The sequence below is a fragment of the Calditrichota bacterium genome (assembly GCA_013112635.1).
In the GTDB taxonomy this organism is placed as follows: domain Bacteria; phylum Calditrichota; class Calditrichia; order Calditrichales; family J004; genus JABFGF01.
The window spans coordinates 189,475-207,911 of the sequence record JABFGF010000002.1 but is presented as its reverse complement, the minus strand read 5'-3'; the positions used below and the strand labels follow the sequence as shown (position 1 = coordinate 207,911).

Genomic DNA, 18,437 nt, shown 5'->3' with positions numbered 1-18,437 from the left:
AATATTTAATCAGAATCTGAATTATTAAAAGGATTTCTAAAAGTGAAAACAAAAACAATTTTAATCTTGGTTCTAACTTCTCTGACTCTTTGCAGTTTTTCACAAGCTTTTCAGATCTCATTTACTGCGCAAGCAATTGATTTTTTTGGAGGATCTCATGGAGCCATTGAATTTGGTGATTTTGATGGAGACGGTGACCTTGATTTGCTTTTAATGGGTGAAGAAAACAGTAATAATATAGGTGTGGTTTACATTAATACAGGAACATCATTTCATAAAGACTCTTTAATCACACTTCCTTTGGCTGCACGAATTGTTGATGCCAAATGGGGCGATTATGATAACGATGGTGATCTTGACATTTTTATGGCCGGCAAAAGCATTGTCCGAAAGTCTCGCATCTTTAAAAACGATGGTGGTTCGTTTACAGAAATAGATGATGGTTTTGAAGCAATGGAAGACTGTGCTGTTGATTGGGGTGATTATGATAATGATGGTGATCTTGATATAGCGTATACCGGTAGAAATAGTGCAATTGACCGCCCGGTAAAAATTTATAATAATTCGGGCATTGGTTTTGTTGATTCGGGAATTGAGCTTGATGGAAGTGAAAGTGGTGATCTTGAATGGGTCGATTTCGATAACGATGGTGATCTGGATTTGTTTGTTACCGGTTTAAGTGATAATGGCCGCGCATCGGTTTTATACAAGCAGGATCAAAATCTATTTAGTGATACAGGATTTTCTTTTCCGGGGTATTTAAACAGCTCATCCGATTGGGGAGATTTTGACCAGGATGGTGATTTGGATTTACTAATCAGTGGAAATTTACCCGGTTCCGAAACAAAGATTTTTAGAAATGATTTAAGCGCTTTTACTGAGTTTTCCGGTATTTTAGAACCAATGGAAAAAAGTGATGTAAAATGGGCGGACTTTAACAACGATGGTGCTCTGGATATTATTATTGCCGGTTCAGCATCAGCAGGTTATGTAACTAAGATTTATGTGAATAATGGAACGGGATTTGACGACAGCGGTTTTGAGGGACCAAATCTTGCCAATTGCGCCTTAGCTGTTGGTGATTATGATAATGATGGTGATTTGGATTTTGCCATTGCCGGTTGGGAATCGGATGGAACACGGAGAACATTTTTATATTCAAGCAATACTTCAATTTCCAATGGCCGACCATTTGCCCCAACATTTGTCGATCATACACTAAATGGAAATGAGGTTACTCTATTTTGGAACCGTGGTCGAGATACTAAAACAGATTCCATGGGATTAACGTACAATCTGCGAATCGGAACTGCTGCTGGTTTAGGGGATATAAAATCGTCGCATACAATACCGATCACAAAAAAATACAAATTGTCTAAAAGTGGCAATGTTGGCCAAAACCTGGCCTGGGCTACTGTGTTGGGACCAGGAACATATTTCTGGGAAGTACAGGCAGTTGACAACAGCTTTTCATCTTCTGTTGGAGGATCAGAATTATCTTTTGTCATCGAAGGATCACCCTTTATTGAAGTAACACAACCTAATGGTGGAGAAGAGTGGAATGCTGCAGGTTCATTTAATATCCGCTGGAATGACAACATTGCTGAAAATGTAAAAATAGATTTGTTTAAGGGTGCAGCATTTGATTCTGAAATAGTTGGATCAACAGAAAGTGATGGCGAGTTTCAGTGGAGCATTCCTGGTGCTATTGCAGCTGGAGCTGATTATAAAGTAAAAATTACAAGTGTAAACGATGGCGGTTTGACAGATGTCAGCAATAATTTTTTTACAATTAATGGCGTCCCATCAATTACAGTTTCCCACCCAAATGGCGGGGAAAGTTTAACGGTTGGAGTTGAATATAATGTAGATTGGACCTCAACACACGAATCTGATTTTCGGGTAGAATATAGCACAAATAATGGCTCATCCTGGTCATTTATCTCTGATGTTGATGCCACCTCGGGGAATTCAAGCACTCCCTGGACTATTCCAAATGTGCCATCGAACCAATGTCTTGTTAGAGTTACCGATAAAAATGACGGGGCTATAACAGATGTTAGCAATAGTGTATTTTCAATTGTTGCCGCTGGCTCAGCAACTATTACGCTAAGTGTTCCTAATGGTGGGGAGCAATGGGAAGCAGGCCGTGTAAAACGGATAAACTGGTCAAGCACAGATGTTGCAAATATTAAAATTGAATTCAGTTTTAATAATGGAAATGGATTCAATGTTGTAGAGGCTTCGGTTCCGGCAACTCCTGCTTTTTATGAATGGACTTTACCGGCTCTTGTATCTAATCAATGTTTAATTCGCTTATCTGCTGTAGCAAATGCTGATATCAATGATGTAAGTACATCAACCTTTGCAATTATTGATACAACTGCGCCCGCGTTTACGAATTTTGATTATTCCGAAGATGAGCAGAAAGGCAGCGAGAGTCCTGTTACTATTGAAGTGATAGATAATACTGGTGTGGATTATGTTTCTCTGTTCTATAAACAGGGTGGTGAAACAAATTTCACTGAGGTTGATATGTCTTTATTTTCTGGGAATGTTTACCAGGGTGCTGTGCCATCGTTTGCTGTTAGCGAAAGAGGCGTAGAGATGTATGTTGAGTCTGGTGATAATCATGATAATTACAGGATCAGTGAGACTGTAGGAATTACTGTTGCCCTGCCACAAGGTCTGGAAAATCCTGTTACTCCGCCCGCCGGTAGTGATGTTTTTGATTACCGCCTTTTTTCAATCCCGCTGGATTTAGATGATAAATCGCCAACCAAGTTTATAACAAACAATCCGGATTTGGGAAGTTATGATACCGAACGTTTTCGCTGGTTTGGTTATGACCGTACTTCACAGGAAATCAGGGAATATCCGGATGTTGGCAATATTACACCTGATCAGGGTTATTTTATAATTATGGCGGATGATTATGCTGTAAATTCCGGGACAGGTTCAACCATAGATGCAAGTGAAGATTATGAAATTAGCGTTCCAAAAGGATGGAGCCTGATTGGTAATCCATTCAATTTCCGGGTTCCCTTTGACAGCTTGTATACATGGCCCCAGGTAGATTACAAGCTTTGGACTTTTACGGGTGATTGGGAACTAAATGAGAGTGGATTGGAACCATGGCGCGGTTATGCGCTTTGGGTTGCCGACGGGACAAATTTTTATATTGCGCCCGGAGCGGACAAGCTTGGTAAACCAGCCACAGTTTATTCTACTAAAAATAATTCTGATGATAATTGGCTAATCCGGATAAAGGCCACTAATGGAAAAAGTAGTAGCGCTTTTAATTTTGCAGGACAGCTAAAAAATGCATCGGATGAGTTGGATTCATTTGATTTGTCAGCACCGCCACGATTACAAAAACAAGTGTATATCTCTTTTAAAAATGAAAGAGAAGAACATAAAGTAACAGATATCAGGGAAATCAATCAGGAAGGCCATACCTGGCAATTCACCTGTTATACCAATCCTGCTGAAGAAGTTTTGACTCTTGAATTTTCAGGATTAACTAATCTTGCTGATAAAGATATTTTTCTTTTCGATCATAAAACGGCTTTATCATTTAACTTAAAAAATCAAAATGATATTAAATTCGCCGCAAAAGGATCACAAAAAAGAGAATTTACTTTAGCAGTTGGTACGGAATCTTATATTAATTCTTTAAACCTGGAAAGCCAGCTTTACCCAACAGCATTTGCTCTAAAACCTGTTTTCCCAAATCCGTTTAATCCGGTAACACAGCTTAACTACAGCATTATGGATGAAGGCCATGTTACTTTGGATGTTTATAATGTGCTTGGTCAGCATATTGCAAAACTGGTGGATGCAGAATTAGCAGCCGGTAGTTATAATGCGGTTTGGCAGGCGCAAAATGTTAGTTCCGGTATTTATATTTTTAAGTTAAGTACAGGAAATAAAACAGCAATTCAGCGTGGTTTGCTTATCAAATAAAATTTTACTGGCTGCTCGTTTGGGCAGCCTTTTTTGTATCTCATTTATTCTTTGTTTATAATGCAGGAATATTTTTTCCCTGACAACCATTTCAATAAAAAATCTAAAAAAGTATTATCATTTTTTTTCCGATTTCTTGCGTTTACCGTTTAATGGGAAAATAATTTTATATTGAGGTTTGTATGGTAAAAACTGTCTCCTGGGTCACAATTTTCAGTTTCACGTTTTTTCTTTTTCTTTCTCCCTTAAGCACAGAACTTAAAGCCCAGCAAAAGGCAAAACGCATTGCTGTGTTGGATCTTCAAGGTGAAGGTGTGTCCAAGTCTGCGGCAAAAACTTTAACGGACCGTTTACGATCAAAGCTTGTAAATACAGGAGCCTTCCACGTGCTGGAACGCGAACAAATGGACGAAATTCTTGGTGAACAAGGTTTTCAGCAAAGCGGTTGCGTATCCGATGAATGCCTGGTGGAGATTGGGCGTTTAGTTGGCGTTGAACAAATGGTTGGCGGAAGTATTGGTAAAATAGGGCAGACTTACACTCTCGATCTGCGAATTATTGATGTGCAAACCGGACGAATTTTAAAAACAGTTAGTGAGGATTACCGTGGTGATGCGGATGGTTTGCTTGGAGTTCTTGAAACAGCATCAATTAAAATTGCCGGTAAACAGGTACAACCAAAAAGCAACGAAGAAGGCAGCACTTGGTACTATTGGGTTGGCGGCGGGGTTTTGGTCGCTGCGGCTGCAGCCGTACTTCTTATGGGTGGTGATGATGGTGGTTCCGGTTCAAACGAGCTGCCGGATGTAGGTGGAATTTGGCCTCCGCCATCAAATTAAAATTTTCCAACTAGCAACTGTTCAAACATTTGTATTGAAAAAAGTCATCAGATGACAAGGAATAGCATGAACGTTTTTATTAAAATAATTTTAATTTTTTTGATCATATCAATCCAAACAAATGCCCAAACTTTTGAAGAGCTTGATATTGGCTTGCCCAATTTTCAGGATGGTGCATTGGCCTGGGGTGATTTTGATAATGATGGTGATTTGGATTTGGCTGCAACAGGTTTTGATAACACAAGTGGAAATAAGGTTAGCTATATTTATGTAAATGAAGGCGGCCCAATATTTACTCCAAGTTCAATTTTGGCAAATGCATCAAATGGGTCAATTGAATGGGGTGATATGAATGGTGACGGAAACTTGGAGCTGTTACTCTCCGGCGATGCGGCTGCCACTCATATTTTTAAAATTGATACGTCAAATGGTTCAATTATAGATGCAGTCCATCTTCCTGTGGATTTTGGTGACGCGCTTTGGGTGGATTATGATAATGATGGTGATTTGGATGTTCACCTTGCGTCACGCGGGGAATTACATCAAAATAATTCAGAAATTTTCACATTGGATGTAACTGCTTCGGAAGGAATAAAATCAATCAGTGGTGGTGCTGATGCTGCATGGGCAGATTATGATGGCGATGGCGATAAAGATCTTGTAATTGCCGGAGGGAATTTTGATTCTTATTTATTTCGAAACGATAATGGCGTATTTGTTGATTTAGAATATGATTTTGATGCCACGGCAGATGGGCAATCGTTTTTTACAAATGGATTTACACTAGCTGATATTAAGTGGGCAGATTATGATAATGATGGTGACCCGGACTTGTTGATGAACGGCGAAGGGCGTGATGATGATGCAGGAACTGATGCCAAAATAACAGTTATGTATAAAAATATTGGGCCGGATTTGAATAATGCCGGTAAATGGCTTTTCGAACAAACAGAGGATGAGCGAAACACAAACTCCCGCATGTATGAGGGAACTCATTATGGTTCGATTGCCTGGGGAGATTTTAACAATGACGGCAACCGGGATTTTTTTGTAAACGGGTCTCAGGGATCCACAACTAACGCCTCAGATTATGCAGCCTTTGTTTATGCAAATGTGGGAACAGATACATTTCAATTGGATGTGGGGGTTAGCAATACAATTCGTGGAATGGGCAGGGCAGCTTCTGCAGTTGGCGATTATGACGGAGATGGCGATTTGGATATAGTGCAGTTTGGATATTCCGGTACAAATGGAGGCCTTGGATATTCAACACGTTTATATAAAAACAGTGTCAACTCTGTGTACGCCAACCAGGCGCCGGGTGTACCGCAAAACTTACGCACTCAGGTAGTTGCAGATTCTGTTTTTTTGATATGGGATGCACCCGTTGATGACAGAACACCTTCCCAGGGATTAACGTACAATGTTCGGGTAGGTTCTGCTGCAGGCAAAGAAGACATTGTTGCCTCGCATGCTGATTTGGCTACCGGAAAATTAAAAATCCCGGTAAAAGGAAATGCTGAAAGCAATAGTTTTTATAAGCTTATAAATTTGCAAAATGACCAAAATTTTTTTTGGAGTGTTCAGGCTGTGGACGCTGGTTATAGTGGTTCTGAATTTAGTCCAGAAATAGCTTTCAATACTTTTGCTGCTTCAATAGATGTAATTTCACCAACTGCCGGTGATACTTTGATCGGTGGGGAGCCTTTTGTTATTCAATGGAATTCCAATAATGTTGCCACTGTGAAAATCGATTACAGGTTAAATGCCAGTGCTGCCTGGATTCAAGTTGTATCAAATGCTGATGCGGCAGCCGGAGAATTTTTATGGAGTGTTCCTGAGGTTCAAAGTAACACTGCACAACTGCGAATAGTTGATTCTCAGGATAGCTCAATTGTTGCAGTAAGTGATGGACTTTTTAAAATACTACCACGCTATATTGAAGTATATCATCCAAATGGCGGTGAATTATTTCTTGTAGATTCTACATATTTTATTGATTGGTTTGCTCCTTATACTTCCAATTTTCGGGTTGAGTTTAGCTCGAACGCGGGTCTGGCATGGACACAAATTGGTGTTGTAAATGATGGTTTTGGAGACCAAAGTATTGAATGGAAAGTACCAAATATTACATCACTGCAATGCTTGGTTCGCGTTACAGATTTAAATCATTCTTTAGTTCAGGATGTGAGCGATGCTTTTTTTGTAATAAGTCCTTCTGCTCAAATAAATCTTACATCGCCCAATGGCGGAGAAATGTGGCTTGCTCAAAGTTCTCATTCTATTACCTGGTCCAGTACTTCTATTATATCTGTAAAACTTGAGTACAGCTTAAATAGCGGGAGTTCATGGATACTAATCAGTGACGCTGTTTCGGCTTCTACAGGTTCTTTTAACTGGACAATCCCAAATGTGCAATCAACAACTTGTCTAGTCCGGATTAGCGATGTTGCTAACTCTGTTTTAAATGATGTTAGCGATGGATCGTTTACCATTAACAAGGTTTTAGCAGATACAAGCGGACCGGTTTTAAGCAATTTTGATTATTCTGAAGATGAGCTATTAAATACTCAAAGCCCGGTAACTGTTGATGTAACTGATGCAAGTGAAATTGGCAATGTGATTTTATTATACCAAAAGGGCGGGGATGATTTTTTTGAGAATGTGAGTATGACAAACACGGGCGGATCGACTTATTCTGCCAATATTCCTTCTTTTGCTGTAACAGAGCGAGGCGTGTTATTTTACATTTTGGCAACAGATGAGTTTAACAACGAAACAGTAAGTGATACATCAAACATTGAAGTTACCCTTGAAAATGGATTAAGCAACCCATCATCAACATTAGCAGGAAATGATATCTCTGACTACAGGCTTTTTTCCGTTCCTGTTAATCTTGAAAATAAATCACCGGCAAATTTTTTAACTATTAACACCGATTTTGGGGAGTATGATACTGAGAATTACCGCATGTTTGGATATGACCGTGCTTCGCAGGAAATAAGAGAGTATCCTGATATTGGGAGTATTACACCGGATCAGGGATATTTTTTAATTACGACTGATGACAAAGTGATGAATTCCGGGTTGGGCGCAACAAATGATATTTCTGAGCCATACATGATAGCAGTTCCACAGGGATGGAGCCTGATTGGTAACCCGTTTAGTTTTGAGATTCCTTATGATTCACTTTTTACTGATTCGGATGTGGATTTTAAATTGTGGAGCTTTGAAGGTGCATGGCAATTAAATGAAAGTGGATTGGTTCCTTGGAAAGGTTATGCATTATGGGTGGCACAAGCGACAAATTTTTATATAAGTCCGGGTAAATCCGGTTTGAGCAAGTCTGTTGCCTATTATGACACAAAACTAAATGATGCAGAAAACTGGTTGGTAAAAGTAAAAGCAGTTTCTACTAAAAATATCTCGACCTTTAATTTTTTTGGCCAGGATGAGAATGCTTTAGATGGATTTGATGAATTTGATTTAAGCGCACCTCCGGTTCTTAAAGGGCAACTTGCAGTTCATTTTCCACAAAATAAAAATCCTGAAAAAATGCAGGTTGCAGATATAAGGAAACCATCAGATCGGGGACATAGTTGGCCACTGTTGGTTGAAACTGCAGGGCATGAAAAGATTGATCTCATTTTTGAAGGAATCGAAGACATCCCTGAAAAATTTGATATTTTTCTTCTCGATAAAAAGACAAAAACACCTTACAATTTAAGAAACAGTAACGAACTTCAATTTGCAGTTAAAAACATTTCACAAAAAGATTTTGAAGTTTATTTCGGATCGCAGGAATATTTGGAAAGTCTCCAGTTTGCTGATTTGCTATACCCGGAGAAGTTTTCTTTAAACCAAAATTTCCCAAACCCATTCAATCCGGTAACGCAAATTACATTCACATTAAGCAAAGCTTCACCTGTTAAGCTGGAAGTTTTCAGCCTATTGGGCCAACATTCTGAAACACTTGTTGATGGCTTTTTGCAAAAAGGGACATACAGCTCTGTTTGGGATGCAACCCGTTTTAGCTCGGGGATTTATTTCTTTAAACTAACCGCAGGCACATACAGTGAAACTAAGCGGGGGGTTTTAATTAAATAAAAGTAATCTACCGTTCATTTAATATTTAATGCTAACCGGGTAATCGGATTTCCTGAACGAACAAATATTTATTATCTTTGTGTTCCTTTTAACGGTTGAGCTCATATGGTTAGTATAAAAAACTTAATTATTGTTTGTATATTGATGATTAACATCAGCAATGCGCAACAATATAGTTTTGAACATCTTTCGCTTGAAGAGGGTATTTCTTATAACCTGACCTATTCCGTCTTGCAGGATAGCAAAGGTTTTATGTGGTTTGGCACTTTTTATGGATTAGTTCGTTTCGATGGCCGCGATTACACCCACTATAAACACACACCTTACGACAGTAATTCTGTTTCTTCTGATGATATAATTTCTTTATATGAAGATAAAAACGGCTTCATCTGGGTTGGAACCTGGTCCGGTGGATTGAACCGGTTTGATCCAAATCAGGAAAAGTTTACCCAATACAAATATACAATCAGTGACACATTGAGTATAAGTGATAACCTTGTTTATGACATTAGTGAAGATAGGTTAGGCCGCTTATGGATTGCCACCAATAATGGATTGAATCGTTTAGTACCGGCATCTGATCCGGCCAATAATGAAAAAAGAGATTATTTTATACGCTATCTGCATGATCCGGCTAATAAGCATTCCATAAATAACAATCATGTTCGCGTTCTTTCAAAAGATTCCAAGGGACGATTGTGGGTTGGTGTAAACGAGGGTGGTCTTCATTATTATGATTTGGAGAATGATTACTTTATTCGTCTTGAGGAAGTTACACGCGATGGCAGCACAAGCCTGATTGATATTTTTGAGGATGATAATAAGAATCTCTGGTTGGCAACCTGGGGTGGCGGGTTAAAAAAAGCTCAACCAATAGAATCAGATGATGGCAGGGTTATTGGATTGCGTATGAACATTTTTAAAAATGATCCGGATGATCCTTATTCGATAAGTAATAATAACATTTGGTCTTTAGAGCAAGATAACTCTGGCAATTTGTGGATTGGTACATATGACGGCCTGAATAAGTTTAATCCGGATGAAAAAACTTTTGATCGTTATTATCACGATGAAAAAAATACAAACACTTTGAGCAGCAACAAAGTTTCGGCTATAACCTTAGATCATTCAGGTGTACTTTGGATTGGTACATTTTATGGAGGGATTGACCGGATCGTACCAGGCCTCGCTCAATTTGAAACATTTTTGCACAACCCTTTTGACCCGAGAAGCCTTATTGATAAAGAAGTAAACAGTCTTCTGGAAGACCGGGATAGTAATGTTTGGGTGGGAACCAGGAACGGAATTACTAAAATTGAAAAAACAGATGATAAATTACATTATAAAAATATCAGGTTTGAGACAAAGCCGGAAAAAACTAAAGCAAACGAGATAACTTCTTTCGCAGAAGATTTTATCGGCAATATCTGGGTTGGAACTTACGATGGTTTGAACTGCATTTATAGAAATGGACATATTGAGCGTTACAATCTTCCTTTATTAAGATTTGAAAGTGAACAGGGAAATATTGTGACATCATTATTAATTGACAATCGGGGTTGGCTCTGGGTGGGAACAATAACGCATGGTTTAAACCTCTTCGATTTAAACTCCAAGGTGTATAATTCATTTAAATTTGATGCTAACGATTCATCATCAATAAGCAGTAATTATGTTGTCTCAATTAATGAGGATCGCGAAGGAAATATTTGGGTTGGGACTTATCGTGGGTTAAATAAGCTTGTCCTTTTATCGCCCAGTTCCGGTCAGCCACAGGTATCATTTCAAAGAAAGTTTATCACTACAGAAGGCACTTTAGAAATTACCGACAAGGTTTTTACGGTTTATGAAGATTTGGAAAATAACTGCTGGATTGGGACAAACGGTGGTTTGATAAGTTATGATAAAATCACAAAAAAATTAACGACATACAGTGAAAGCGATGGACTGCCAAACGATGTGATTTGCGGTATTCTCGAGGATAAAGATGCAAATTTGTGGATGAGTACACATAGAGGGATTTTTAAATACAACCCACAAGAAAAAAGTTTTAACAATTACTACACACTGCATGGTTTGCAAAGTAATATCTTTAATCCTGGTTCTTATTTTAAAAATGAACAGGGTAAAATGATGTTTGGCGGAATAAACGGTTTTAACTCATTTTTTCCGGAAAACATTACCCGTGCTGCACAAATCCCGCCGGTTGTAATAACATCTATAAAGATTTTTGATAAAGAAAAAAAATACGACAAACGCATTAATGATCTGGAAGAAATAGAATTAAATTATGAAGAAAATTTCTTTACAATAAAATTTGCAGCTTTGGATTACAGGCTTCCGGAAAGAAATCAATACTACTATTTTCTTGAGGGCTTTGATCGTGATTGGGTTTACAACGAGACTAAAAATTATGCCAGCTATACAAATCTAGATCCTGGTGAATATGTTTTTAAAGTACGTGGCTCAAATAGCAATGGTGTCTGGAATGAGGAAGGACGATCAATTCGTATAACAATAACCCCTCCTCTTTGGCAAACATGGTGGTTTAAATTGATGGCTTCGATCATTGTTATGATAGCATTGTTGTTTGTTATATATATGATCCATAGAAGTGAAAAACGCAAAACCTCCTTCAATAAAAAACTTTCAGAATTGAAGCTGCAGGCTCTAAGATCGCAAATGAATCCACACTTTATTTTTAACACAATAAATTCGATTCAGTATTTTATCTCCTGCAATGATCAAGAATCAGCTTTTACTTACTTATCAAAGTTTTCCAAGCTTATGCGGCAAACTTTGGATAATTCTGCAAAATCACGCATTTCAATATCCCGCGAGCTGGAAGCTTTGCAGCTTTACATGGATTTACAGATGCTTCGCTTTGAGAAAAGGTTTGATTACACAATTGATGTTGATCCGAATATAGATATTCATTATAGTGAAATACCCACAATGTTGATTCAGCCTTATATAGAAAACGCCATTAACCATGGAATAAGTAAGAAAAAGTCCAAAGGGCATATTAAAGTTGTTTTGGAAAAGTTGAATAGCAGCCTTCGTTGTGTTGTTGAAGATGACGGCGTTGGCATAAACAAATCGAAAGAGCAAAAGAAAGGTAAAAAACAAGGTCATACATCTTCGGGGATGAGGCTGACAAGAGAACGTTTAACAATAATTAATACAGGGAAAAACAACGATTCATTTATTTCCGTTGTGGACCGCTCGGAGCAAGAACCAGATTGTTCGGGCACCCGAGTTACTATAAATATTCCGATGGAGATGCAAAACTAATTTAACAATTAACAGGATTGGATTATGATTAGAGCTGTAATTATAGATGATGAAGTTAAAAGCCGCAAACTATTACGAAATATGGTAAACAATTATTGTCCTGAAATTGAAATCGTAGAAATGGCAGATTCTGTTGAGTCAGGTGTTAGTGCCATAAAAAAGACAAAACCGGATTTAGTTTTTCTGGATATCCAAATGCCGGATGGAACGGGTTTCGATCTTTTGGAAAAAATAGGAAATATGCAACCCGAAATAATTTTTACTACCGCATTCGATCAATATGCCATACAGGCTATTCATTTAAGTGTGCTGGATTATTTGCTAAAACCAATAAATGTGGATGACCTTAAAACAGCGGTTGAAAAGGTAAATACAAAATTTACTGAGCAAAATGAAAAACAGACAGTAAACCAAAGCCTGAAGGTCTTGCTCGAAAACAGTAATGCATTGGCAAAAAATAAAAAGATTGGTCTTTCTACTCAAAACGGAATTAGTTTTGTGCTTATAAAAGATATAATTATGTGCAAGGCCGAGGGAAATTACAGTGTTATATATTTGGCCGGTAAACAGAAACAGGAAATTGTATCTCGCACTTTAAAAGAATTTGAGGATATGTTAACCGAATTTAATTTTTTCCGTGTGCATCGTACATATCTTATTAATTTGGATCATATCAAAGAATATAGCAGAACAAACCAATCATCTGATTATGATGGTGATGGTGGAAGTGTAATTATGAACAATAATACACACGTGCCTGTTTCGAGGGATCGCCGGAAACATTTATTAGAACGCTTTTCTAAACCATTTTAGGCGTGGGGATTTTTGAAAAATGAGTTAAAAATGAATTTACTTGTTTGACGTGTTTAGCTTTCTTCCAGGGACAAAGTGCCCCAATACTCAATTAAATATTTTACCTTATCAAAGCTGACCGGTTTGGAAATATAATCCACCATTCCAACCTCAAAACAAAGTTCTTTGTCTTCTATTTGCACATTTGCAGTCATAGCAATAATCTTAGGCTTTGGCTGGTTATTTTGAAAAGAAAGAATTTTTCGGGTTGCCTCAATCCCATCCATTTCAGGCATTTGAAGATCCATAAAGATTATATTATAATTCGTTTCCGATGCCATTTGAACTGCTTGTACTCCGTTTTGTGCAACGTCAATTGAATATCCAATCCGTGAAATAAAACGCTCTATCAGCTTTTGGTTAATTATATTATCTTCAGCCAAAAGAAGCCTAAATGGAACTGAAGAATTAATGATTCTATCTGAAAGGCGGCTTTCTGTTTTTGGTTTTTCCTTCGTTACAAACTCTATTAAAGATTCGTACAATTGGGCTTGTTTTACTTGTTTATTTAGAAAGACAAATTTTTCATATTCTGGCGAATTGTGTTTTCTTTTTATGATTGAACGCATCATTAAAAAATGAATATTTTTTTTAGAAAGTGATCCAATCTGCTCAACGATACTTTCATTTTCCCTTTCAATCAGATCAAGGTCTAATAAAGCAAAACTTAGATTTTTATCATTTTCAAGGATTTTAACGGCCTCATCCAAAGACCCGCTTGCTTTTGGATTCATACCCCAGTTATGGCACTGGACACTCAAAATTTTCCGGGTTGTTTCATTGCCATCGAGAATTAAAATGTGTTTCTCAGAAAGTAACTTAATGTCTTTTTTTGCATGAATATGGCTTTCCATATTATCAGCCAGAAAACTTGCCGCAAAATAAAATGTACTGCCTTTATTAATTTCACTTTCAACCCAAATGCGCCCATTCATTAACTCTACAATTTTCGAACAAATTGCTAATCCCAATCCTGTTCCTTCAAAACGTTTTGCAGCAGGGGCTTTTTCTTTTCTGAAAGGACTAAACAGATTTTGAAGTTTTGATTCCGGAATCCCGATACCTGTATCACTAATTGAAAATTGAAGTTCATATTTATTATCAACAGAATTAACAACATTAACCCGGATCAGGACTTCACCCTTACGGGTAAACTTTATGGCATTACTGGTAAAATTAGAAATACATTGAACGGTACGTTTATAATCACCAAGAATATATTCCGGGACATCAGATTCAATTAAATACAGAAGCTGAATATTTTTTTCTATTGCTTTGGGTAAAAAGTTTTCTACAACCTCATTAATGCTTTTAGTTATTGAAAAATACATTTGCTCAAGTTGCAGATTGCCGGACTCAATTTTTGAAAAATCAAAAATATCATTTATTACCTGTAAAAGGTTTTCCCCACTATCATGCACCAATTCCAGATAATCTTTTTGTTCCTGTGATAGCCTTGTTTCCAGTAATAAACCGGTTAAACCCAAAACACCGTTTAAAGGTGTGCGGATCTCATGGCTCATTGTGGCTAAGAATTCTGATTTTGCCCTGGTTGTTGCTATGGCTTCCTCTTTCTCTTTTTGCAATAAACTTGTCTTGCTAATTATTTTTCGGGTCATTGGCCGGTAAAGAAAAATTATTAAAAGGTGTAAAAATATAAGTGAACCAATCCAGATTATAGTGTTTTGGTTTTTGTATTTTACAATTGTTTCCTGCTGATTTGAAATGATTTTGGAAATAAGACTTGTTACAGCATGTGTGATTTCCTGAGTTGATTGTTTTATTGATCGTACCAATACTTTTTTCTGTGATAATTCAGTCTCTGCTAAAAGAACTTTTTCTATATCGATTAGCATACGTTTAATTTCATTTTTTTCAGGAATTAGGTTGACAAGCCCGGTTTCAACATATTGAACTTGTAGGCCATAGATTATGTCGAAATTAATTTTTTTTATCTCAAGTAATATATTTTCTCTGGCAGTATTTTTATCCGGCAGGTTATTTTCAGAAACTAAGGATTCAAGATTTCTTTCTATATTGAATATTGATTCTTCATATTCTGTCAAAAGGTTTATTTTTTCTTTTTTATCCTGAAGTGAATCGCTTAAATAAAAAAACGCTAAGAAGATTAATGAAATGAGTGTTGCAGTAACGAGTGATAGAATTATATAACGGCTAATGAGATAGTTTTTTAGTTTTGTAGTTTCCATATATGGGCGGGCACTTTTTAGTGAATTATTTAATAAATTTCGGTATAACTTATAAACTCTTGAGGATTAATAAATGCAATTTAAATAAGTACTTATCCTGTTTTCTTCAAAAATCGCTTTCTAATATGCCCAAGTAAGTTATCCATTTTATTCATTTGCCGTTTACTAATCAAATAGTACAGTTCAATCACTTTAGCTTAAACACAAGCAATCAAACTTTGTATATATTTAAAAAAAAATTTCTCACGTGAGTATCTTCAATCTTAGCAGGACTTTTTTTACAGGCTTTTGGCTGTTAGCCATCATTAAATAAAACCTGTTTTATTCGATTGCTGCATGGGGGATGAAAATCTAACGCAGATCAATCGAATATGTCCTGCTTAAGATTGAAATTTATTGTCTTTTCATGACATTTGAATTTATACCAAATGATGTCATAAATATAAGAATGGTTTTCTAAATTTAACCATTTTAGCCTTTCTGATTTTTATCCGCTAAAACCAATTTTTAATATTGTTCTGCCTTTTTCATTTCAAGAATTGGGTTTAAATAATTTGGGTAGATTTGATTATCAATGATTTGTTATATTTATTTTACTTTAAAAATCATAACTCGAACCCCCATGCTATGACAGTTTTTCAACAGGCAGCAGCAATTCCCTATAAAACAGATAAAGGTAATCTTTATATTCTTCTGATTAGATCTAGAAGCGGTAAAAAATGGATTATTCCAAAAGGAATTATTGAGGATGGTGATACGGCAACTTACACGGCTGAAAAAGAGACTGAGGAAGAAGCCGGCGTAACTGGAGCGGTGCATAAAGAGCCTGTCGGGAAATATGAATATGATAAATGGGGTGGTTTATGCCGGGTTCAGGTTTTCTCAATGAGGGTTACGGAAGTCCTTGAAGAGTGGGATGAAATGGATTTTAGGGACAGAAACTGGGTTAAGGCCAAAAAAGCAATAAAAATGGTTAAACCAAAACAACTAAGAAAAATATTAAAACTATTTTCAAAATCATTTAATAAAAATAATCTTAAAAAGAATCAGGAATTAGTTTTAGGAAATTAATCTACCACAATACCACAAACCATGGTTTTTAAATGATACCTTCAAAAAAAGAATATATTAACCGCGAGATAAGCTGGCTTTCTTTTAACCAACGCGTATTGCAGGAAGCCGCAGATGAGACTGTACCATTGCTGGAACGCTTAAAATTTCTTGGTATATTTTCTTCAAATTTAGATGAATTTTACAGGGTGCGGGTTGCAACTCATACACGAATGATGAATGCCGGTATAAAAAAAGCCATGGGAGATTCCCCCAAAAAAGTGCTTAACCAAATTCAGAAAGTGGTTTTAAAGTTAAGGGACCAGTTTGATGAGATTTTTAATGACGTTTTAGGAAAACTGGAAAAAGAAAATATTTTTATGATAAACGAAGTTCAACTGAATACAGAACAACAGGCGTTTGTACAAAAATATTTTGAACAGGAAGTCCGTCCACAACTTGTACCTATTATGCTTGAGGAAAAACGAAAATTTCCTTATATGCAAAACCAAATTATTTACCTGGCAATTCACCTTTCCAATTCTAATAAGCCAGATAAAGTCCATTATGCTCTAATCGAGTTACCGACCAAAACAATCCCACGGTTTATTGAGCTCCCAAAACTGGATGAAAAAAATTATATTATAATGCTCGATGATATTATCCGGTTTGCGTTGGCAGATATTTTTGCAATTTTGGATTATGACACATTTAGAGCATATACAGTTAAACTTACCCGTGATGCAGAATTTGATATCAGCGATGATATCACCAAAAGTTTTTATGAAAAGATTGCCAAGAGTATAAAAGAGCGTCAAAAAGGCCAGGTTGTAAGATTTGTTTATGACCGTGAAATGCCAGACGATATGCGTGATTTTCTGCTTACGAAAACAAAAATGAAAGACGATGAAAATTTAATTTCCGGTGGTCGTTATCATAACGCCCGAGATTTTATGGGATTTCCGACACTTGGTGATAAACAGCTTACTTTCAAAAAGATTCCACAATTAACACATCCGGGTTTTACTATAAATAAAAGTATTTTTGAAAGTCTTAAAACAAAAGATATTCTATTACACTATCCGTATCATTCTTATCATTATGTTATCGAATTCTTGCGCGAAGCAGCGATTGATCCAAAGGTAAAATCAATAAAAATTACACTGTACCGGCTTGCCAGAAACTCCAATGTAATAAACGCACTCATCAATGCAATGCGCAATGGGAAATCTGTAACAGTAGTTATTGAGTTGCAGGCCCGTTTTGATGAAGAAGCCAATATTCACTGGGCAAACCGTTTAACAGAAGAAGGTGCCCGGATTTTGGACGGTGTACCGGGTTTAAAAGTACATGCCAAATTATTGCAAATCTCACGCAAAGAATCTGGCAAAGATGTTTTATATACATATATCAGCACCGGTAATTTTAATGAGTCAACAGCAAAGCTTTATAGTGATCATGGTTTGTTTACATCACATGTAGCTGTTTCCAAAGAAGTAAAAAGGGTTTTCGACTTTTTAGAAAATAATTATAAAACCTTTGCCTACAAACATCTATTGGTCTCTCCGTTTTTTATGCGTAAAAAGCTTGCGCGTCTTATAAAAAATGAAATCAAAATTGCTAACCAGGGAAAAGATGCTTACATCTACATTAAGTTGAATAACTTGGTCGATAAGGAGATGATCGGTTTGTTGTACCAGGCTTCATCGGCCGGGGTTAAGATTAAAATGTTAATCCGGGGAATCTGCTCTCTTATTCCGGGTTTGCCGGGCATTAGTGAAAATATTGAGGTGTATAGTATCCTCGATAAATATTTGGAACATTCACGCATTATTGTTTTTGGAAATGACGGAGATGAAAAATATTTTCTCTCTTCTGCAGACTGGATGATCCGCAACCTGGATAACAGAATTGAGGTTGCAACACCGGTGTATGATTCTGAAATTCAAAAAGAGCTAAAAAACTTTTTAAATATTCAGTTTAATGATGGGCAAAAGGCCAGAGTTATAGACAAAGCGCTGGAAAATAATTATCGTAAAGATCGGGAAAAATTGGGCGAACGCGCACAAATAGCCCAATATGATTTTTTAAAAAATGAATTGAACTAAATAACGCAGCC

At 36.8% G+C, this 18,437-nt stretch carries 8 protein-coding genes; 7 read left to right on the top strand and 1 reads right to left on the bottom strand.

Annotation, left to right across the window (positions count from 1 at the left end; genetic code table 11):
- Positions 1 to 42 precede the first annotated feature (42 nt).
- The 5 genes from HND50_06040 to HND50_06020 all read left to right on the top strand — a co-directional run bounded on the left by HND50_06040 (position 43) and on the right by HND50_06020 (position 13,019).
- A complete protein-coding gene (locus HND50_06040; protein ID NOG44772.1) occupies positions 43 to 3,966 on the top strand; it encodes a T9SS type A sorting domain-containing protein in 3,924 nt (1,307 codons plus the stop codon).
- A 182-nt stretch (positions 3,967 to 4,148) separates the two neighbouring features.
- On the top strand, positions 4,149 to 4,805 hold the full coding sequence (locus tag HND50_06035; protein ID NOG44771.1) for a DUF2380 domain-containing protein: 657 nt from the start codon (positions 4,149 to 4,151) through the stop codon (positions 4,803 to 4,805).
- 66 nt (positions 4,806 to 4,871) lie between these two features.
- On the top strand, positions 4,872 to 8,912 hold the full coding sequence (locus HND50_06030; GenBank protein ID NOG44770.1) for a T9SS type A sorting domain-containing protein: 4,041 nt from the start codon (positions 4,872 to 4,874) through the stop codon (positions 8,910 to 8,912).
- Positions 8,913 to 9,017: 105 nt separating this feature from the next.
- Positions 9,018 to 12,206, top strand: a complete 3,189-nt coding sequence (locus tag HND50_06025; protein NOG44769.1) for a histidine kinase — start codon at positions 9,018 to 9,020, stop codon at positions 12,204 to 12,206.
- Positions 12,207 to 12,230: 24 nt separating this feature from the next.
- On the top strand, positions 12,231 to 13,019 hold the full coding sequence (locus HND50_06020; GenBank protein ID NOG44768.1) for a response regulator transcription factor: 789 nt from the start codon (positions 12,231 to 12,233) through the stop codon (positions 13,017 to 13,019).
- Between the two features lie 53 nt (positions 13,020 to 13,072).
- Here the strand turns inward: HND50_06020 and HND50_06015 are convergent, their stop codons facing one another.
- Positions 13,073 to 15,268, bottom strand: coding sequence for a response regulator (locus HND50_06015; protein NOG44767.1), 2,196 nt, complete (start codon positions 15,266 to 15,268; stop codon positions 13,073 to 13,075).
- Between the two features lie 627 nt (positions 15,269 to 15,895).
- On the opposite strand from HND50_06015, the gene HND50_06010 reads away from it, so the two are divergent.
- Positions 15,896 to 16,339: an NUDIX hydrolase gene (locus tag HND50_06010; protein NOG44766.1), complete on the top strand. Its 444-nt coding sequence runs from the start codon at positions 15,896 to 15,898 to the stop codon at positions 16,337 to 16,339.
- Positions 16,340 to 16,374: 35 nt separating this feature from the next.
- The gene (ppk1, locus tag HND50_06005) at positions 16,375 to 18,426 is read left to right on the top strand and encodes a polyphosphate kinase 1 (protein NOG44765.1); all 2,052 of its coding nucleotides are present in this window, start codon (positions 16,375 to 16,377) and stop codon (positions 18,424 to 18,426) included.
- The last annotated feature ends 11 nt before the right edge of the window (positions 18,427 to 18,437 follow it).

Bases quoted from the DNA above. Each gene is read 5' to 3' on its own strand.
- HND50_06020 (NOG44768.1), top strand. From the start codon at position 12,231: ATGATTAGAGCTGTAATTATAGATGATGAAGTTAAAAGCCGCAAACTA.
- HND50_06025 (NOG44769.1), top strand. From the start codon at position 9,018: ATGGTTAGTATAAAAAACTTAATTATTGTTTGTATATTGATGATTAAC.
- HND50_06015 (NOG44767.1), bottom strand. From the start codon at position 15,268: ATGGAAACTACAAAACTAAAAAACTATCTCATTAGCCGTTATATAATT.
- HND50_06035 (NOG44771.1), top strand. From the start codon at position 4,149: ATGGTAAAAACTGTCTCCTGGGTCACAATTTTCAGTTTCACGTTTTTT.
- HND50_06030 (NOG44770.1), top strand. From the start codon at position 4,872: ATGAACGTTTTTATTAAAATAATTTTAATTTTTTTGATCATATCAATC.
- HND50_06010 (NOG44766.1), top strand. From the start codon at position 15,896: ATGACAGTTTTTCAACAGGCAGCAGCAATTCCCTATAAAACAGATAAA.